20 protein-coding genes are annotated in these 18936 nt (G+C 60.6%); 8 read left to right on the top strand and 12 right to left on the bottom strand.

The genetic code is table 11. From position 1 onward, the window contains the following. Positions 1-92: 92 nt before the first annotated feature. Positions 93-1136 (bottom strand): class I SAM-dependent methyltransferase, encoded by a 1044-nt coding sequence (locus tag ACE04I_RS16570; RefSeq protein ID WP_487207289.1) that lies wholly within the window; start codon positions 1134-1136, stop codon positions 93-95. 313 nt (positions 1137-1449) lie between these two features. Between ACE04I_RS16570 and ACE04I_RS16565 the strand changes: the two genes are divergently transcribed. Beyond that, on the top strand, positions 1450-3438 hold the full coding sequence (locus ACE04I_RS16565; protein ID WP_046793971.1) for a putative bifunctional diguanylate cyclase/phosphodiesterase: 1989 nt from the start codon (positions 1450-1452) through the stop codon (positions 3436-3438). A 36-nt stretch (positions 3439-3474) separates the two neighbouring features. On the opposite strand, the gene lepA is transcribed toward ACE04I_RS16565, so the two are convergent. Then, positions 3475-5298 (bottom strand): translation elongation factor 4, encoded by a 1824-nt coding sequence (gene lepA, locus ACE04I_RS16560; protein WP_046793972.1) that lies wholly within the window; start codon positions 5296-5298, stop codon positions 3475-3477. A 181-nt stretch (positions 5299-5479) separates the two neighbouring features. Here lepA and ACE04I_RS16555 point away from each other — a divergent pair, with 181 nt between their 5' ends. The 3 genes from ACE04I_RS16555 to ACE04I_RS16545 all read left to right on the top strand — a co-directional run bounded on the left by ACE04I_RS16555 (position 5480) and on the right by ACE04I_RS16545 (position 8229). Further along, entirely contained in the window at positions 5480-7033 is a 1554-nt protein-coding gene (locus tag ACE04I_RS16555; RefSeq protein WP_487207288.1) for a VOC family protein, read from the top strand. An 88-nt stretch (positions 7034-7121) separates the two neighbouring features. Further along, positions 7122-7688 (top strand): helix-turn-helix domain-containing protein, encoded by a 567-nt coding sequence (locus ACE04I_RS16550; protein WP_046794319.1) that lies wholly within the window; start codon positions 7122-7124, stop codon positions 7686-7688. 22 nt (positions 7689-7710) lie between these two features. After that, a complete protein-coding gene (locus ACE04I_RS16545) occupies positions 7711-8229 on the top strand; it encodes a GNAT family N-acetyltransferase (RefSeq protein ID WP_046793974.1) in 519 nt (172 codons plus the stop codon). Positions 8230-8241: 12 nt separating this feature from the next. On the opposite strand, the gene ACE04I_RS16540 is transcribed toward ACE04I_RS16545, so the two are convergent. Next, positions 8242-9315, bottom strand: a complete 1074-nt coding sequence (locus ACE04I_RS16540) for an alpha/beta hydrolase family protein (protein WP_046794320.1) — start codon at positions 9313-9315, stop codon at positions 8242-8244. A 210-nt stretch (positions 9316-9525) separates the two neighbouring features. Between ACE04I_RS16540 and ACE04I_RS16535 the strand changes: the two genes are divergently transcribed. Continuing rightward, on the top strand, positions 9526-10041 hold the full coding sequence (locus ACE04I_RS16535) for an anthrone oxygenase family protein (RefSeq protein WP_046793975.1): 516 nt from the start codon (positions 9526-9528) through the stop codon (positions 10039-10041). On the opposite strand, the gene ACE04I_RS16530 is transcribed toward ACE04I_RS16535, so the two are convergent. From ACE04I_RS16530 to ACE04I_RS16520, 3 genes are read right to left on the bottom strand one after another with little or no spacing between them, the layout of a single operon-like run. Then, the gene (locus tag ACE04I_RS16530) at positions 10022-10441 is read right to left on the bottom strand and encodes a GNAT family N-acetyltransferase (RefSeq protein ID WP_052760376.1); all 420 of its coding nucleotides are present in this window, start codon (positions 10439-10441) and stop codon (positions 10022-10024) included. The two genes, ACE04I_RS16535 and ACE04I_RS16530, sit on opposite strands and share 20 nt — an antisense overlap. A gap of 51 nt (positions 10442-10492) precedes the next feature. Next, positions 10493-11695, bottom strand: coding sequence for an MFS transporter (locus ACE04I_RS16525; RefSeq protein WP_046793976.1), 1203 nt, complete (start codon positions 11693-11695; stop codon positions 10493-10495). A gap of 49 nt (positions 11696-11744) precedes the next feature. After that, positions 11745-12365, bottom strand: coding sequence for a TetR/AcrR family transcriptional regulator (locus ACE04I_RS16520; RefSeq protein ID WP_046794322.1), 621 nt, complete (start codon positions 12363-12365; stop codon positions 11745-11747). 167 nt (positions 12366-12532) lie between these two features. On the opposite strand from ACE04I_RS16520, the gene ACE04I_RS16515 reads away from it, so the two are divergent. After that, positions 12533-12703 carry a hypothetical protein gene (locus ACE04I_RS16515; RefSeq protein WP_170986297.1) on the top strand — a complete coding sequence of 57 codons (171 nt, stop codon included), beginning with the start codon at positions 12533-12535 and terminating at the stop codon, positions 12701-12703. Between the two features lie 34 nt (positions 12704-12737). Here the strand turns inward: ACE04I_RS16515 and ACE04I_RS16510 are convergent, their stop codons facing one another. Further along, positions 12738-13550: a nucleotidyltransferase domain-containing protein gene (locus ACE04I_RS16510; RefSeq protein WP_052760377.1), complete on the bottom strand. Its 813-nt coding sequence runs from the start codon at positions 13548-13550 to the stop codon at positions 12738-12740. Between the two features lie 250 nt (positions 13551-13800). On the opposite strand from ACE04I_RS16510, the gene ACE04I_RS16505 reads away from it, so the two are divergent. Continuing rightward, positions 13801-15009 carry an MFS transporter gene (locus tag ACE04I_RS16505; protein ID WP_046793978.1) on the top strand — a complete coding sequence of 403 codons (1209 nt, stop codon included), beginning with the start codon at positions 13801-13803 and terminating at the stop codon, positions 15007-15009. 52 nt (positions 15010-15061) lie between these two features. Here ACE04I_RS16505 and ACE04I_RS16500 read toward each other — a convergent pair whose 3' ends face one another. The 5 genes from ACE04I_RS16500 to ACE04I_RS16480 form a co-directional block, all read right to left on the bottom strand. Continuing rightward, positions 15062-15283 (bottom strand): hypothetical protein, encoded by a 222-nt coding sequence (locus tag ACE04I_RS16500; protein ID WP_046793979.1) that lies wholly within the window; start codon positions 15281-15283, stop codon positions 15062-15064. 45 nt (positions 15284-15328) lie between these two features. Beyond that, positions 15329-15565 carry a 30S ribosomal protein S21 gene (gene rpsU / locus ACE04I_RS16495; protein ID WP_046793980.1) on the bottom strand — a complete coding sequence of 79 codons (237 nt, stop codon included), beginning with the start codon at positions 15563-15565 and terminating at the stop codon, positions 15329-15331. A gap of 54 nt (positions 15566-15619) precedes the next feature. Beyond that, a complete protein-coding gene (locus ACE04I_RS16490) occupies positions 15620-15907 on the bottom strand; it encodes a hypothetical protein (RefSeq protein WP_046794323.1) in 288 nt (95 codons plus the stop codon). A gap of 125 nt (positions 15908-16032) precedes the next feature. After that, positions 16033-16242: a cold-shock protein gene (locus tag ACE04I_RS16485; RefSeq protein WP_046793981.1), complete on the bottom strand. Its 210-nt coding sequence runs from the start codon at positions 16240-16242 to the stop codon at positions 16033-16035. A gap of 364 nt (positions 16243-16606) precedes the next feature. Then, on the bottom strand, positions 16607-17713 hold the full coding sequence (locus tag ACE04I_RS16480; protein WP_487207287.1) for a TRAP transporter substrate-binding protein: 1107 nt from the start codon (positions 17711-17713) through the stop codon (positions 16607-16609). Positions 17714-17944: 231 nt separating this feature from the next. Here ACE04I_RS16480 and mbfA point away from each other — a divergent pair, with 231 nt between their 5' ends. Further along, positions 17945-18928 carry an iron exporter MbfA gene (gene mbfA / locus ACE04I_RS16475; protein WP_046793983.1) on the top strand — a complete coding sequence of 328 codons (984 nt, stop codon included), beginning with the start codon at positions 17945-17947 and terminating at the stop codon, positions 18926-18928. Positions 18929-18936 lie beyond the last annotated feature (8 nt).

Here is an 18936-nt window from a genome sequence, read left to right as displayed (position 1 = left end):
ACGCGGCCGGGAGGCGGCAACCCTACCCCTTGGGGTTCTGGTTGCGGCCTCCCGGCCTGGTTCACTGCCTGGCTGGTGATGTCGCCAGTCGCCTACGCGCGTTTACGCAAGGCTGCGTAGACGATGTATTTGTGCTTCCCGAAGAATACCTTGGATTCGAAGTCCCGCCCGTCCGTGCTGGCATGGATGATCTTCCACATATCCGCCTCCGAGCGCAGGAGAAGGGGCCAGTTCATGAAGGTTTCCATATAGCCGTCGACGGTGATGGGGTAGGCGAAGTTGGCGAACAGAAAGACGCCGTTGGGCTTCAGCATTTCCAGGCAGCGCTGTGTCAGCTTGATGGCGACCTTGTCTATCAGATAATCATAGAGACCCGAGGCATAGACGAGATCGAACTGGCCCGGCCGCTGGCGGCCCGCCAGAAGGGAACGCACCGAGCCGTCGATCGCCTCGACCGCGGTTCCCTGGAAATTGCGGGCGATCGTTCCGACGCTGAGCGGATCCTGGTCGAGGGCGACCCAGCGCTTGAGCGCCTTTTCCCGCAACGCGACGGATTGGGCAGCCTCGCGCAGGTGTCCCGCGGCGATGCTCAGAACCTCTGTTTCCGGCCCGTTTGCGGCGGCCACTTCGTCCACATGGCGCGCCAATATGTCTCTCCGGTCCCGGGCGGCGACTGAAGAGGGAGCGATGCTCGTATATTCGTAAAGCGCCTTGCCGAGCGTGGAAGCCTTGGCCACCTGATCGGCAACGCTTTCATGCTGGTAGATGAGGTCCATCAATGTCGCGTCGCCGGAATATCCCCTCGGCTTCTCGAACGACCAGCGGGTCAGCGGGTCTTCCAGGAAGAATGATGAGACAGGATGGTTCTGGACGAAGGGAACAAGCTCCTGCCAGACGCGGGGATGGAACCTGTTGCGGATTTCGTGAAGGGAAAAGGTGACGCGGTCGATGATCTTGACCGGGTCTTCGCCATGTTTGAACTGCTGGTCTGCCAACTCGAGCAGGAGCGCGAGCTCCCCTTTTCCGATGGCCAGATGATCTTCGAAATGTTCGCCCTTCGCCGCTCCCAGCTCGCTCGCAATCGCCGAAGGCGTGATGAGGCTATGGCCGTCGAATTCCACTTTCAATTGAGTCATGTGAAATACCCCCAGTTTCAATTGATACTTAAATGAACTGGGCGCACCGCGCTCTCTGCGCCTCAGTGGCCCATAAACTAAATCATATTGTTTAAACCTTTTGTTAACCATCGATTTCCTTAAACAGGATTAACGGCAAGCTTTCCGATTGAAATTTATCAAGATTTAACAGCCCTCCCCCTTACTTTCGCCGGGTAGTCCGGCCCGTCGCTTGGCTGATCCGAGGAGGGTCATCGACACACGGGCGCGTAACAGGATTCCCAAGGCGGGGCAGGTATGCCCGTCCCGTGGAATGCGAGCGGATGGGACGTGCATGAAGCACATATTTGCCGAGACGGTCGAAACCGATCTGCAAAAGACCTCGCCGAGGCCGACGGCCGGCGAGCTTCGTGACCTTTACAGGCGCGACGGCGAGCCGGCGCGCAGGACCGCGACTCGTCACGGCCTGTGGACCGCGATCATCATCTATGTGCTGTTCTGGGCCGCCGACATCGTGTTGACCCCCGATGTCGCTATCTACACCGTTGCCACGCGCCTGATGGTTGGAGGTCTCGCTCTCGCAGTGATCGAGGCGCAGGTCCGGTTCGGCGTCGGTATAACCTGGCTCAACCGCACCTGCGCGGTGGCCCTCGTCATGGGATATGCCGCCTGGGTCCTGCCGACGCTTCAAACCGCCTATACGGAAAGCCTCTCCTATTACATGATATTCGGCGCCATCTTCATGATGGGCGCGAACCTGTTCTTCAGCTTCAGGTTCAGCCTTTCCGTGGCAACCTCGGGCGCCGTGCTGGCCATCTTCCTGGCATCCCTGCCGGCGTTCTGGCCGTCGGATAATTACGCATTTGCCTTCGGCACGTTCTATGTCTCCTGCTTCATCTTCACCTCCTACGTGAACTGGAAGCTGAATGAGGAACGCTACAACGTGTTCCTGAATGCGCTGGAGGCGAAGACGCAGCAGAGAGAGGCCAATGAAAGAGGTGAAGCTCTGCTCAGGATGTCGAATACCGATTACCTGACGGGTCTGGAAAATCGCCGCGCGGTGGATCAGCGGCTCCGGTATTACTGGAATGAGTGGCAGGGCAATGGCCGCGGCTTTGCCGCCATCCTGGTCGATGTGGACTTCTTCAAGAAGTACAATGATGGTTATGGCCATCAAGAGGGCGATCGCTGCCTGGTCGATGTCGCCACCACGATAAAACAGGCGATCGAACCTTATGGCGGCTCGATCGGTCGTTACGGCGGCGAGGAGTTCATCGTGCTCGCGCAGATCGACAGCAGGGAGGAGGTCGCCGCGCTTGCCGAGGGAATCCGCTTCACCGTCGAGCAATTGAGGGTTCATCACAAGGAGCGGCGCGATGGCACCTCGGTCGTGACAGTGAGCGTCGGCGCGGCCTTCACCAGGGATCAGGCGGGAGCGAAGCTCGAGAAGATCATCCATGAGGCTGACCGGGCGCTTTACAGCGCCAAGGCGAGCGGTCGCAACTGCGTGCGCTTGTTCGATCCGAACGATCCCAATAACAGCGATGAAACCGAGAACATTGCGGCGCTTTTGAAAATCGCAGTCGACCAGGGGCTGGTGTCGCTCGTCTATCAGCCGATCGAGGACATGGTTTCAGGAAGGCGCGATGCGGTCGAGGCCCTTATGCGCCTCAAGACGCTCGATGGCGTTGCCGTTCCGCCAAGCCTTTTCATACCGATTGCCGAGCGAACCGGCCTGATCACAGACCTCGGCCGCTGGGTCATACGGACGGTTTGTCTTGATCTCCTTGCGGAAAATCATGTGGAAGTGGCAAGCGTCAATGTCTCGCCGATCCAGCTCAAGATGCCGGGCTTCGCCGCGAGCGTGGCAGCCATTCTCTATGAAACGGGGGTCTCCGGCAGCAGGCTCGCACTGGAGATTACCGAAGGTCTCGAGATGGAGATGCATTCCGACGTGCTGCGCTGCATCAGCGATCTGAAAACGCTGGGAATCCAGATATGGCTCGATGACTTCGGCACCGGCTTTGCAGGATTGTCTTGGTTACGGCTGATCGAGTTCGATATCGTAAAGATCGATCGCTCCTTCCTGCATGACGGCTCCGCGCCTCGGGGCAGGGCGATGCTTCAGGATATTGTCGATCTCGTCCGCAACCGCGGCCCGAAGATTCTCGTCGAAGGTGTCGAGACCGAAGGCCAGTTGGCACTGGTTCGCGAGCTGCGCATCGACTACGCGCAGGGCTATCACGTCGGCCATCCGGCGCCGGTTCAGGATTTCCGCAAGTCGGCGAAGGCAGCCCGCCCCCGCCATCGCAAGGCGAGCTGATATTACCAGCACATCACCGCGACTGCTGCCCGAAACTTACTCGTCCTTCATCTTCAACGCTGCGATGAAGGCTTCCTGCGGAATGTCGACCTTGCCGAACTGCCGCATGCGCTTCTTGCCTTCCTTCTGCTTGTCGAGCAGCTTGCGCTTGCGCGTGGCGTCGCCGCCGTAGCACTTGGCGGTCACGTCCTTGCGCATGGCCGAGATCGTCTCGCGGGCGATGACGTTGCCGCCAATCGCCGCCTGGATCGGGATCTTGAACATGTGCCGCGGGATCAGGTCCTTCAGCTTCTCGCACATGTCGCGGCCGCGCTTTTCGGCAGCCGAGCGATGGACCAGCATCGACAGCGCATCGACCGGCTCGCCATTCACCATGATCGACATCTTTACGAGGTTGCCCTCGCGATAGCCGTGCAGGTGATAATCGAACGATGCATAGCCCTTCGATATGGACTTCAGGCGGTCATAGAAATCGAACACGACTTCGTTGAGCGGCAGCTCGTAAGTGAGCATGGCGCGCTTGCCCACATAGGTGAGCTCGGTCTGGATGCCGCGCCGATCCTGGCAAAGCTTCAGGATGCCGCCAAGATAATCGTCCGGGGTCAGGATCGTCGCCTTGATCCACGGTTCACGGATTTCCGAGATCTTGACGACATCAGGCATGTCGGCCGGGTTGTGCAGCTCGCGTTCCGATCCGTCCGTCATCGTCAGCTTGTAGACGACCGAGGGAGCGGTGGCGATGAGATCGAGGTTGAACTCGCGCTCCAGCCGCTCCTGGATGATTTCTAGGTGCAGCAGGCCGAGGAAGCCGCAGCGGAAGCCGAAGCCGAGGGCGGCCGAGCTCTCCATTTCGAATGAGAAGCTGGCATCGTTGAGGCGAAGCTTGCCCATCGCCGCGCGCAGATCCTCGAAATCGGCCGCGTCGACCGGGAAGAGGCCGCAGAATACCACCGGCTGGGCCGGCTTGAAGCCCGGCAGGGCGGTCGCCGTCGGACGCTTGTCCTCGGTGATCGTATCGCCGACGCGGGTATCGGCCACTTCCTTGATTGAGCCGGTGATGAAGCCGATCTCGCCGGGGCCGAGACTGTCCACGGCCAGCATCTTCGGCGTCAGCACGCCGACGCGCTCGACCTGGTATTTGGCGTCCGTGCCCATCATGCGGATGGTCATGCCCTTGGTCAGCACACCGTCGATGACCCGCACCAGAACCATGACGCCGAGATAGGTGTCGTACCAGCTGTCGACCAGCAGCGCCTTGAGCGGACCCTTTTCGCCGATCTCGCTCTTGGGTGGAGGCAGCTTATGGACGATGGCTTCCAGCACGTCGGGAATGCCGAGGCCGGTCTTGGCCGAGATCAGCACCGCGTCGGAGGCGTCGATGCCGATCACTTCCTCGATCTGCTCCCTGATGCGGTCGGGTTCGGCGGCCGGCAGGTCGATCTTGTTGAGCACGGTGACGAGCTCGTGGTTGTTGTCGATCGCCTGGTAGACGTTGGCGAGCGTCTGGGCCTCCACGCCCTGGGAGGCGTCGACCACGAGCAGCGAGCCTTCGCATGCCGAGAGCGAGCGCGAGACTTCATAGGCGAAGTCCACATGGCCGGGTGTGTCGATGAGGTTCAGGATATAGGTCTCGCCGTTCTGCGCCTTGTAGTGCAGGCGCACGGTCTGGGCCTTGATGGTGATGCCGCGCTCGCGCTCGATATCCATCGAATCCAGCACCTGTTCCGACATCTCGCGTTCGGCGAGGCCGCCAGTGGACTGGATCAGCCGGTCAGCAAGGGTCGACTTGCCGTGGTCGATATGGGCCACGATCGAGAAGTTGCGGATATGGTCGAGGGGCGTGCGCGAAGTGGTGCTCATGGCTCGCGCATATAGCAGCGGTCAAGGGCCGCGCCTAGCCGGAACTTCGCGGCATTTGCGATAAATTGGCGGCTTTGCCGGGCAAATCGACCCGATCAATTTGCTGCGGGCTGCTTGACCTTTGCCCATCGATGACGGAAGCCGGTGTAACTTGCTCCCCACGCCGCCCGAGAGCCTTCTCATGAACGACGACCAGCAGACGACTTCCGCCACTGGCATCCACCATGTAACGCTGATCACGCGGCGGGTGCAGGATAATGTCGATTTCTATGTCGGCTTCCTCGGGCTCAACCTCGTGAAGCGTACCGGCGGCTTCGAAGATGCCGAGCAACTGCACCTCTTCTACGGCGACGAAAACGCGTCGCCGGGAACGCTCGTCACCTTCCTTGTCTGGGAGGACGGCGCACCAGGTCGGGTCGGCAACGGGCAGATTTCGGAGATCGCGTTCACGGTGGCGCAGGGTTCGATCGGCGAATGGCTGACGCGGGCGATCACGCACCGGGTACCCGTCGAGGGGCCGATGCACGAGTTCGGCGAAACGGTGCTGCGGCTGAAGGATCCCGATGGAGTCATCGTCAAGCTGGTTGGCGTCGGAGACGCGGCTTTTGCAGATAGCGGCCACGACCTCGCCGTGCTGCGGCTGCGGGCCGTGACGATTCTCACCGAGACGCCCGAAGAGACTGCCGCTTTCATACAGCGTTTCGGCTACAAGCCGGGGTCGGTTGCCGGCGCGGTGCAGCGGCTAGTCTCCGAGACCGATTCCGTCGATGTCCGTGACGCCTCGGGCTATGTACCCGGTATTCCTGGGACCGGCACGGCCGATCACGTGGCGTTTCGTGCGGCGGACATTGCCGCCGTGCGTGCCGCGAAGGCGGAGCTTTCGAAACGTAATGCCTCGCCCACGAATTTCCATGACCGGAAGTATTTCACCTCGCTCTATGTGCGGGAGCCGGGCGGCGCCCTGATCGAACTCGCAACGGAGGGGCCGGGCTTTGCGCTCGACGAGGAGCCGGGGCATCTCGGTGAAAAGCTCTTCGTCCCGCCGGGCAACGAGGAGCGCGCGCAGGATCTGCGGGTGCTGTTGCCGCAGTTTTCCATGCCTGGGGAGCCGCGCATGCCGCGTCGCGACCTGCCATTCGTTCATCGCTTCTTCGTGCCCGAGGAGCCGGGGGAAGAGACCATCGTGCTGCTGCATGGTAGCGGCGGCAGCGAAGCGGACTTGATGCCGCTCGCTCATAGGATCGCCCCACGTGCTACACTTCTTGGCGTTCGGGGGCGGGCAACCGAAGAGGGCGCGGCGCGTTGGTTCAGGCGGTTCTCGGCAACGAGCTTCGATCAGCAGGATATCCGTGCCGAGGCGGACGCGTTCGCGGCTTTCATCGAGGGCGCGATCGGCGGTTACAGGCTTGATCCGGAGCGGCTCACCTTCATGGGCCTATCGAACGGCGCCAACTTCATCGCTGCCTTCATGGCGCTTCATCCGGATGTTATTCGCCGCGCCGTGCTGTTCCGGGGCATGCTGGTCCTTGATGAAGCCCCAAAGGTCGATCTGGCCGATGCATCGGTGTTGATGGTCAACGGCAGGCAGGATCTCTCCGCGCCGGGAGGCCGCCGGTTGGAGCACTGGTTTAAGAAGAGCGGCACGGTGCTCACCAGCCATTTCATCGAGGCCGGCCATATGCTTTCCGATAAGGATGTGCCCTTGGCGCAGTCATGGATGCGAGAAACGCCGTAACCGGAAGACATTGCGTTAACCGGGAGACATCGCGCTGGTTTGGCTTGACTCCATTATAGGGGAATGCAAATCTCAAATAATGGATTCGATGGATGACGGCTTCGACAGATCGATGGGCGAGCGCATAAGGGCGCTGCGCAACCGGCATGACCTGACACTCGATGAGCTATCTCAGCGCTCCGGTGTCAGTCGTGCGATGATTTCGCGCATCGAGAGGGCGGAGGCGAGCCCGACGGCCGCCTTGCTGGCAAGACTTTGCGAAGCATTGGGCCTTTCGCTCTCAGCCTTCTTTGCCGATGACGAGGCGGCAGGTTCGCCCCTCGTCCGCAGGGCGGATCAGAAGCTCTGGCGTGATCCGCATACCGGCTATTTGCGCCGGTCCGTCTCTCCGCCAGGCACCCCGAGCCGGGTCGATATCGTCGAGGTGGAATTTCCGCCCCGTGCCCGCGTCAGCTTTCCGCCGCGCGAGGAAAGCCGGGTGATGACGCAGCATGTCTGGCTCTTCGAGGGCGCGCTCGAAATGATCATCGGCGAGACTGTGCATAGGCTTTATCCCGGCGACTGCCTCTACATGGATATCGGCGACGCGTTCGACTTCTACAATCCCTCCGACAAACCGGCCCGTTACGCGGTGATCCTCGATCGCGGCCGGTGAAACATTACCGAGAGAATTTCAAATGACGACCGTTCGTATCCTCAATGCCGAAGAAGCCCGCGCAGCGGTTTCCGACCTTGGCGAAGTCCTTTCGGATTGTATCCATGGGGGCGCTTCCTTGGGCTTCATGCTGCCCTTCTCGCCTGCCGACGCCACGCCCTATTGGACGGAGGTTGCTGAGAGCGTCGAGCGGGGTGCCACGATCCTCGCTGTTGCCGAGGTGGAGGGCCGCATCGTCGGCACAGTGCAGGTTGGCCTGGCTTCGAAACCGAACCAGCCTCACCGCGGCGATCTCATGAAGCTCCTCGTGCATCGCTCGGCTCGTGGTCTCGGATTGTCGCGATTGCTGATGGAGGCAGTGGAGGTGGAGGCCGCGCGACGCGGCCGCTCGCTCTTGGTATTGGACACGGCGACCGGCAGTGATGCGGAAAGGATCTATCCGCGCTTCGGCTGGGAACGTGTCGGCGTCATTCCCAATTATGCCATGTGGCCGCAGGGCGGTTTCTGCGGCACGACCCTGTTCTACAAGCGGCTTGCCTGACGCACTGCTTCTTCAGTTTCCGGGTTTGAGCGTTCGCTCGAAAGCCTGCCTTATGAGACTGGTGAGTTCCTCGTGAATATCGGCCCGCCGTCGGCCTGTGTTTTCACAGATCGGGTCTGGCTCGCCGACGGATTTCAGGAACTCGGCCGCACCCGTCTTGCAGACGGGCAGAAAGCTGAAATGGTCGGAATCGGCCACCTGCGCGTAGGTGGCGGTCGGCGCCTGTTTCGCCAGGACATCCGAAAGCACCGCGACCGGGATATGGCCGGCGCTGCCGAGATTGACGAGGGTCAGCGGGATATCGATGGCCTTCACGCTTTCTGGCTTGAAGACTGTGGCAAGACCGGGATCGATGATGACCGCCGAAACGATGCGCGGATCGCGGTTCGATTGTTCGAAGTGGGACTTGTCCAGGCTGTGGAGATCGAATTCGTCGACCTCGACCTCCTCTCCGTCGGCGAAGCCGCGCCCTCCCCGGAACCAGCGGCAATCCATCATCGACGGTTGGTCGTCGCAATAGCGGATATAGGCGTCGAGATCGGCGCGTGCCCCGGCAAGCTCCATCGCGGTGGCGCCGCCGAGCGAAAACCCGAGAACCCCGATACGCTCCTTGTCGATCAGCGTTTTCCAGCGGTCGTCGCGGGTCATTGCGGTGATGATATCCGAGATGTCCTGCGTGCGTTCCCATATTCTAGGCGTGGCGGCCGGCGTGGAATCGCCGCCCGTGGTGCCGGGATGGTTGGGGCCGGCAACGATGAAGCCCGCCTCGGCAAGCTTCGTGGCGATCCATGCCATGCCTTCCGCGCGGGAGCCGGAGCCATGCGAGAGCAGCACCAGGGGAAAGCGGCCGTTTCCAGCGGAGGCATTTTTCGATGCCGGCGATCCCTCGAAAACCCGGCTGTCGCCGACAAGCACGGGTGCGCCGTCGCCTTTCGATGGATACCAGACGGTCACGGCAAGCGCCCTGCCGTGATCGGGCGAAACCACGCTGAGCTTCCGGACGCCCACTGGTTCGGTTGCAAGGGCTGGGGAGCTGGCAGCAGCGCTGGCCAGCAATGCTATGAGAACAGAAAAAATCGACCGCATGAGAACCTCGTCATGGTTGAGAAGCGATGGCGGGATATTCCGCAAAAGCCGCGGCCTTCTCGACCTCGATCACGTTCGAGCACGTCCCCGAACACGATCCGGACCGTTCTGCCAGGCAGCACAGCGGCTGCGTATGGCCTTCATACTACTTTCACTTGGAAAGCGCCGCATTTCATGCCAGCTCTTCAATGTTTCGGTGGGAGGCTTGGCATGATGTCGCTGCTTTTCATTTTTGCCGGATTGTCGCTCATGTTGAGCGGTGCGATCTTCGGATTTTTCTATGCCTGGGTATGTTCCACGATGTGGGGCCTCGATGCGGCCGATCCCGTAGTGGCCATGGAGGCGATGAAGGCAATGAATGCCTCGGTGCGCAACGCAGTGTTCGCGCCGGCCTTCTTTGGAACCAGCCCTGTACTCCTCCTGACCGCCTTGCTGGCTTTCGTGAAAGGTCTGCGCGGCGCAGCGGCGGTTTTCGCGTTGGCCGCCTGCGTCTATCTCGTTGGAGGGCAAGTCCTCACCCTGAGCGTCAACGTTCCGATGAACGAGGCTCTGGCGGCTGCAAACACGCCGGCGGATCGTTCAGAGGCAGCGCGAATATGGCAGGAGTATTCGCAGCCTTGGCAATTCTGGAATGTCGTCCGGACAGTGGCGAGCGGTATCTGCCTTCTGCTGACCGGCTGGGGATTGGCCTTGCTTGCGCGTCGCCCTAGAACCGCTTCCGCATGAAGGCGCGGCGGTGGTGTTCGGGCAGCTCGCCTTCGCCGTTTTCGAGCTCTCCGAACAGGCTATAGCCATGTCGACGATAAAAGGTCTCGGCGGCGGGATTGGAAGTGTCCAGCCATGCGGCATGGCAGCCGAGCTCGCGTGCTTTGTTCTCGGCGATGGCGAGCAGCCGCGCTCCCAATCCCTGGCCCCGATGGTCTTCATGAACCCATAGGACCTTCACCAGCAGCCAGCCATAAGATGTGGCTCCGGAAATGCCCGCAACCAGCGTGCCTTTGTCATCCCGGACGGCATAGGTGACGGAAATGTTCTCCCCTTGCGGAAGGAGGGAACGCAAATCGCGCAACAGGTAGCTCTCGATTTCGATGCCGGCTTCGGGAGCCTCCCGCACCTCGTAATCCATCTGTTTTCCTTCTGATTTGCGATCCCACGCAGCTATGCTCGGCCGGAATGTTCAGCGCCGTTCCGTCAGGAAGTAGACAAGAGCGATGACGGGCAGCGCAAGCCCTATGGAGGAGGCGAGAAGCCAGTCGCCTTCCGCAAAAGCCCAGGCGCCGACCGCCGAGCCGATCGCTCCGCCACAGAAGAAGGTCGCCATGAAGATGCCGTTCAGCCGGCTGCGAAGCTCGGCGCCGATCCCGTAGATCGCCCTTTGGCCGATCACCAGCGTCATGGTGACGCCGAAATCGAGGAGGATCGCGGCGGCAGTCAGCAGAGCGAGCGCCAAAGTGGAACCTTCGGGAGCGATATGCGTGATGAGGAAGGCGGTCGCGACCGCGGCGATACCAAAGGCTGTCGCCGGCGTGCCGAGATCTCGATCGGCCAGTCGTCCCGCAATCGGTGAAGCGATGGCGCCTGCAACGCCGGCAAGTGCAAAAAGCGCAATTCCCGCCTGAGTGAGATTGAAGGCCGGGCCGGCAAGCAGCAGCGGGGTGACGGTCCAGAACAGGCTGAAAGCTGCGAACTGGCAGGCCTGATAGGCGGCTCGGCGACGCAGGATCGGCTGTGTGGCGGCAAGTTCGCCCATTGAAGCCAGAAGACCTCCGTAGCTGAGCTTCGTCTGCGGCATCCGTTTCGGCAGCCTGGCGGCCAGCACGAGACCGAGCAGGACCATGACCGCCGCTGAAATGAAGAAGACTGTATGCCAGGAAGAGAAGCGGGCGATGAAGCTCGCGACCGGACGGGCCATCATGATGCCGACCATGAGGCCGCTCATGACATTGCCCACGACCCGGCCCCGCATGGCATCCGGCGCCAGATTGGCGGCGAAGGGAACGATCATCTGCACGGCCGTGGAGGCGAGGCCGATCGCCAGCGAGGCAGCGAGGAAGGGCAGCGGCGTGGAGGAGATGCCGGCGGCCAGAAGCGCAATCGTCACGATCCCGATCATCGTCAGGATCAATCTTCGGTTTTCGAGGAGGTCGCCAAGCGGCACGATCAGCAGCAGGCCGAGCCCATAACCGATCTGGGTCAGTGTCACGATGAAACCGGTCGCATGGACGGGCAGGCCGATCGAGGCGGCGATCGGACCGGCGAGCGGCTGAGCATAATAGAGATTTGCGGCGATGAGGCCGCAGGCCGCCGCCATGAGAAAGGTCATGCCGGCCGACATGGCGGAGGTGGCCGGCGGGGCCATCGTTGCCGAATTGCTTGTCATGAAAAGCTCCTTAGGAGGAAGGATCGGGGGAGGAAGGAATAGGTTGAAATCAATCGAGAAGGTTCATGGCCGTTTCGGCCACGGAAAGAGCGCGGTCACGGTCTGTTCCCGCCTTTCCGAGCACCCTCAGTCCCTGTGTGATGGAGAGCAGAAGGCGGGCGGCGGCATCCGGGTCCAGCGAGGCGCGAATGGAGCCGTCGGCCTGGCCTTCGCGGATCATGGCTTTAAACAGCGCCTCGCTACGGGCCATCGAGCGGTTGACGCGCTCGGCGGCTTCCGCATCGAGGATTGCTAGTTCGATCGCGGTACCTACCACCAGGCAACCGCGCCGGCCGTACTCCCCATGAGAGGCTTCCGCATAGAAGCGCAGCATGCGGAACACCTTGTCGCGGCCGCTGCTGCCTTCGGCAAGCTCCTGTTCCAGAAGCCCGTTTCTCACCTGTTTGTAGCGATCGAAGGCGGCGAGAAAGATCGCCATCTTGTCTCCGAACGCCTTGTAGAGGCTGCCGGCCGTCAGCCCCATGGCCTCGGTGAGTTCCGATACCGAAGCGGCGTGATAGCCGCGTTCGGAAAAGACGATGATCGCCTTATCCAGCGCTTCCTCCATCTCGAATTCGCGGGGGCGTCCGGGCAGCCGAGGTGCGGGAATGGAGGTGGAGGTGTTGGTCATGGAGGACTCGAACAAAGAAGAATTAGGAAATGATCGTTTCCAAATATGAAATGGGAATCCTTTCGTCAAGCGCGAAGAGGCAGCTTCATTCCGCGACGTTTCGATGAGGAACCTATCGGCGCCTCTTCGGTTAAACCTTTGTCATCAATCTGAAACTGGAGGCAGATATGAGCAAGAGCGACGTGCGTGAAGCCGTGAAACGGGCCGAGCGGCAGGTGAAGAACACCAGCGCCGGCGGTCATCTGGGCGGTACCTATTACGGCCAGGCGCCGGACGGCAAGACGGTCTCGACCAATGTCAATGTCGGCAAGCCGCGGCCGAACGACGGCAGCAACTGACGTCACCAGCCGTTCGAACCCGCGAGCCTTGAACCTAGGAGTTCTGCGACAAAACGATATCCAATGCTTCGAGGTCCGAGGCGAGCGCGCGGGACATATCGAACTTGCCGTGCAGTTCCATGAGCTGGGCCCGATAAATCCCTGCCAATAGCCGGAGCGCGGTCAAAATCGCCTCCGCCTCGCAAGGGACGTAGGACGATTTGAGCGCCGCGAGAACTGCAGGGCTTGCGCGCCGTTCGAACTTCGCCATTACGGTGGTTTCAGACGTCCGGTCGTGAAGCCAATCGTCAGCGTGCATGATGTGCTGGCGCAGCTCGTCGAGCAGCGAGTGAGCATAGAACAGCTCGCCGCGCTCGGCGCGCCGATAGGTCTCGTGGGCGGCCGCCAACCCCTTGCTGATCGAAAAATCGAGATCATCCTCGGAAACGCTGAAGGGCAAGCCCTGCGAACGCTCCAAGAGTTCCGCAACAATCCCCTCGGGGTCGAGCAATATCCTGATCGGCAGTCGATACCAGGGTGAAGGGTTCAATGCGCGGGCATCGTAGTAGAAAATATCGATCTTCCCGAACGGCTGAAAATGCGAGACGCAATGCTGGGCGCCAGGCATCCACTCGTTGAACAGGAAGCCGGGCCAAGACTTTGGAAATTCCCGACGCCGATCGACATAATGCTTATGACGATCAGGCTTCACGACGATCCTCAGGTCGATGTCGGAAAATGCATCTGCGCTCCCCGCGGCTAGCGACCCGCCGAGAAATATTCCGATGATGGCCGGATCCCTGGAGAAGAACCGCACCGCGGTGTCAAGCAGCCGATCCCGGGCGGCGATCAGCGATTTTTCATTCAATGGCAATGCCTCGCTACTCCCTCGGAGAGGATCAGGATAGCTTAGTTTCAAGCGGCCTCACATGCTCTTGAGATGTCGGCCGGGCTTCCAGTCCCGTGGTTCGGTACCTCCCTTCTTTAGGTTTTCGTCAAAAATATAAAACGCACTGTCGGAATGCTGTCCCGTCAAACGTCCTGAAGGACGAGCGGCAACGGGAGGCGGAAAGAAAAGCCCCCGTTGCCGAAGGTTCCGTCACAATGGGAGAGCAGGCATGAGTATGTCTTATCGCTGGGTCATTGTCGCCGCCGGCGCGCTGATGGGTTGCGTGGCCGTCGGCACGATGTTTTCGCTGGCCATTTTTCTTGAACCGGTCGCCACGGATACGCAGTGGTCCCGGGCCGGAATTTCGAGTGCCATGACGCTGAACTTCATCGTCATGGGGTTGGGAGGGTTTTTCTGGGGCGCGATGAGCGACCGTTTCGGCGCGCGCATCGTCGTGCTGATCGGCTCGGTGCTGCTTGGACTGGCGCTCGTGCTGGCGAGCCGGGCCGAGAGCCTGCTGGCTTTCCAGCTTACCTACGGTGTTCTCGTGGGGCTTTCGGCGAGTGCTTTCTTCGCGCCGATGATCGCGATCACGATGTCCTGGTTCGATGAGCATCGAAGCCTCGCGGTATCGCTCGTTTCCGCCGGCATGGGCATGGCGCCCATGACCGTCTCACCCTTCGCCCGCTGGCTGATCAGCGCTTATGACGACTGGCGCGTCGCCATGCTTCTGATCGGTATCGGCGCTTGGGTTCTGCTGCTGCCCGCCGCAATGTTCGTGCGCAACCCACCCGCGGCCGTTGCGGAAAATGCAGCCGCCCGGCCGATCGCCCAGACGGAAGGCATGTCGCTGTCGCGGGTGTTGCGCTCACCGCAATTCCTGGTCCTTGGCTTTACCTTCTTTGCCTGTTGCGCAGCTCACTCCGGCCCCATCTTTCATATGGTGAGCTACGCCATGTTCTGTGGCATAGGGCCGATGGCTGCCGTCAGCATCTACAGCGTGGAGGGTGCGGCGGGCCTCGGCGGCCGCGTGCTCTTCGGCCTTCTTGCCGACAAGCTCGGCGTGAAGCCGGTTCTGATCACCGGGCTGTTGATTCAGGCTGCCGTCATCGCTGCCTATACGATGGTCAGCGAACTGACGCAGTTCTACGTGTTGGCGGTGATTTTCGGGGGCACCTATGGTGGGGTGATGCCGCTCTATGCCGTGCTGGCGGGGGAATATTTTGCAGCCCGCATATTGGGTACGGTGCTGGGGGCCGCCACGATGCTGTCGAGCATCGGCATGGCCTTCGGGCCGCTTGCGGGCGGTTGGGCTTTCGATAATTTTGCGAACTACAATTGGCTCTTTATCGGCTCCGCCCTTGTGGGGCTCGGTGCGGTAGCGATCGCGCTCGCCTTCCCGCCGTTGCCGCGTCCGCAGAGGCTCCAACCGGCCTGAGCGGCAAACCCATAGAAAGAAGAAAGCCTGGAGCGTCTCCAGGCTTTCGAATTCAGTGGCTCACAGGTGCTTTTCGCCCTTTTGGCCGAGCCGGAGCATCGGAAGACTGCGCGGCTTCGCGTTCGAGCCGAAGCAGTCTCAGCTTCTCCGTCTTCTTCTGCCGCTGCGAATCTTCCGCGGCAATGATGGCCCGGGCCGTACTGTCTGTGGCGGCTGCCTTGTCGCGCGCGGAAAGCTTGGCGGGATTGAAGAATTCGTCCTTGGTGGCGGTCATGATGTCTTCCTTCCTGGTGTGATGTCCGGGCGAGAAGCTGGAAGATTAGCGAGCGCGAACAGCTTTCTTCGGTGCGGGCAGCAAGCCTTCGCGCTGTGCCTTCTTGCGGGCGAGCTTTCGATAGCGCCGCACGGCTTCCGCCTTTTCACGCACACGCTTCTCGGACGGCTTTTCATAAGCGCTGCGCGCCTTCATCTCGCGGAAGATGCCCTCACGCTGCATCTTCTTCTTCAGCACACGAAGTGCCTGCTCGACATTGTTGTCTCTGACAAGAACTTGCAAACTTTATCCTTTCCATCGGGGGATTACCGATCCCTCGTCCATCAAGAGGTTTACTTACTTGCTCACACGGATGCTTCCCGGCCTCAGCCATGGGCCACCCGTGGTCGTGGAGGAGGTTTCCTCCTTCTCGGCGAGCGTCGTCGTTGCCGTCGTGTCGATGTCGCTCGCCAGAATCCGCCGTTCGAAGTTTTCGTTGCCGAAGCGAACGCGATACTGCCGCTCTCCGCTGTCGGCAGCCGGAAGAAGGCCGACGATCCGGCAGGTGCGGTCGCCATTGGCTGTCCGCATCAGGCTCGCCTTCAGCACGATGACATCATCGACGGCATGGAGATTTGCCTTCATCGTCTTCTCCTTGGGATCCCGGCTGACGCCGGTGCAAAACAAAAAGGCCGGGCGTTACCCCGACCTCTTCCTATCGTTCAAGCGCTCGCTGCCAGTACATCCGTGGTCAGCGGAGGCGAACGACATTATTCAGCCCGCAGATTGTCAGCCGAGCTCTTGCCGGATTTACGATCGCGAACGATCTCGTAAGAGATCTTCTGACCGTCCTTCAGGGAGGACATGCCGGCGCGCTCGACAGCCGAAATGTGAACGAAAACATCCGTCGTTCCATCATCGGGCTGAATGAAGCCGAAACCCTTGGTGCTGTTGAACCACTTTACAGTGCCAGTATTCATAACGATTTCCTTTCAATCGCTAGAGTTGGCGGGCAGTATATCGCCCGCTTGCATCGATATTTGAGAGGAAATCTGACTAAGCCCAAGGCTCGTGAACAAAGGTCGCACACAACTTCGATTTTGATGAATATAAGCTTTATCGGAGGATAATCAACGCCAAAGGCGGATTAAATTTTTCAAAGGCATTGAGGCCGCGAGATATTTCTAGGCCAAAGTGATGATTTTAAATCCGAATGTGGAGCGGAAAATCACCCCCCGGAGAGCGGAGCCTGCTGGGCGATCGCGAGCGGGCGGATAAAAAACGCCTCCTTCCGGTCGGGAAGGAGGCGGGAAGACATGAAGCCTCAGCTAATGGCAGAGCCCATCACAGCGTGCCGTTGCGCTGCTGGATCATCATGAACGTGTCGTAAGTATATTCGGCAATCTGGTTCCACAGGTAACCGTCCTTCTTGAAGGCCTGCTGGTGGTCGTAGATCTTCTTGAAGGCCGGATTGGCGGCGGAAATTTCCGCATAGGTCTGCTGGGCCGCCTTGTAGCAGACGTCCAGGATATCCTGATTGAACGCCTTCAGCACCGCGCCTTCCGCGACGAGCTGCTTCAGAGCCGTGGCGTTCTGCGCGTCATAGCGGGCGAGCATGTTCTGGTTGGCGCTGGCGCAGGCATCCTTCAGCATGCGCTGATAGCTCTTCGGAAGAGCGTTGAACTTCTCGAGATTGAAGAAGGCGTGGACCGTCGGGCCACCTTCCCACCAGGCGGGATAGTAATAGTATTTTGCCACTTTAACGAAGCCGAGCTTATGATCGTCATAGGGGCCGACGAACTCGGTCGCGTCGATCGTGCCCTTTTCAAGCGCGGCGTAGACGTCGCCGCCGGCGATCTGCTGCGGCGTCACGCCGACCTTCTGCATCACCTGGCCGGTCAGGCCGGCGATGCGCATCTTCAGGCCCTTGAGGTCGTCGATCGTATTGATCTCCTTGCGGAACCAGCCACCCATCTGGGCACCGGTGTTGCCGGCCGGCAAGGCGTAGAGATTGTGACCGGCGAGGAATTCGTTAATCAGCTCGTTGCCGCCGCCCACCGAGAACCAGGAGTTGGTGAGGCGCGCATTGAGGCCGAAGGGAATGGCCGTGCCGAGCGCGAAGGTCGGGTCCTTGCCGACATAATAATATGAGCAGGTATGTGCCATCTCCACGGTCCCCGCGGACACCGCATCGGCTGCCTGCAGCGCAGGCACGATTTCTCCCGCCGCGAAGCTCTGGATGACGAAATTGCCGTCCGAGGCTTCCTTGACGCTTTCGGCGATCTCCGTCGCCGCACCGTAGATGATGTCCAGGCTCTTCGGGAACGAGGAAGTCAAGCGCCAGGTGATTTTCGGATTTTCCTGCGCGATGGCCGGGGCAGCCAGAACGCTTGCGGCGGCGGCGCCCATGCCGGCCGTACCTGCCTGACGAATGAAATTTCTGCGGTTCATGACGGGTAAGCCTTTCTGGCTGCGAGAGCCCGGATTGCCAAATGCGCCGCTCTTAATCCCTTCGTTTCGCCGCGAGCAAGTAAAAAATTATAATTGTTGCGCTGCAAACGTCATTTCTTTGCGGAAATTGCGGAATGGCTGATTTTTTCATCCGACTTTCACCGCGCGCGGCTTTTGTCTTGAATTTTTGTTCCAGGGCTTTAATTTAGAATTATTCTAAAAGAGGTTTTCATGCTGCGCCACCTGTTGCCCAATTCCAAACGGTCTTTCGATTCCCTGAGCGAGGAGGAAATCCTGGCGCTTGCGATCGCCTCGGAAGAGGAGGATGCCCGCATCTATCTCGGCTATGCGGACGGATTGCGGGAAGGCTATCCGGCGTCGGCGAAGGTCTTCGAGGACATGGCCGAGGTGGAGCAAACGCACAAGAACATGCTGATCGAGATGTTCCGTGCCCGCTTCGGAGAGCGCATTCCGCTCATCCGGCGTGAGCATGTGCGTGGCTTCTACGAACGCAAGCCGGATTGGCTGAGAAAGAATCTGCCGCTGGAAACGGCGCGTACGCAGGCCGAGGCCATGGAGGTTCAGGCCGGCCGCTTCTACGCCGAAGCGGCAAAGCGCGTATCCGATGCCTCGACGCGGCAGCTGCTGGGGGATCTGGCGCTTGCCGAACAGGGGCATGAGGAGATCGCCCGCATGCTGGAGGAGAAGCATCTGCCGGGAGAGGTGCGGCAGGAGGAGGACGAGGCGGCACATCGCCAGTTCGTCCTCACCTATGTGCAGCCGGGCCTGGCGGGCTTGATGGACGGCTCGGTCTCGACGCTTGCTCCGATCTTTGCCGCCGCCTTCGCCACCCAGGACACCTGGTCCACCTTCCTCATCGGCCTGTCGGCATCTGTCGGCGCGGGAATTTCCATGGGCTTCACCGAGGCCGCGCATGACGACGGCAAGATTTCCGGCCGGGGCTCTCCGGTAAAACGGGGCTTTGCGTCCGGCATCATGACTGCAATCGGCGGTCTCGGCCATGCGCTACCGTATTTGATCCCGCATTTCTGGACGGCAACGGCAATCGCCGCGCTGGTCGTCTTCATCGAGCTTTGGGCGATCGCCTTCATCCAGAACCGCTATATGGAGACGCCTTTCATGCGCGCGGTCTTCCAGGTCGTGTTCGGCGGCTCGCTGGTTCTCGCCGCCGGCATCATCATCGGGAATGGGTAAGACCCGAC

It is taken from the genome of Rhizobium moroccans, from assembly GCF_057559155.1.
Note: the sequence above shows the minus strand (reverse complement) of the source record. Positions and strands in the feature narration are given on the sequence as shown.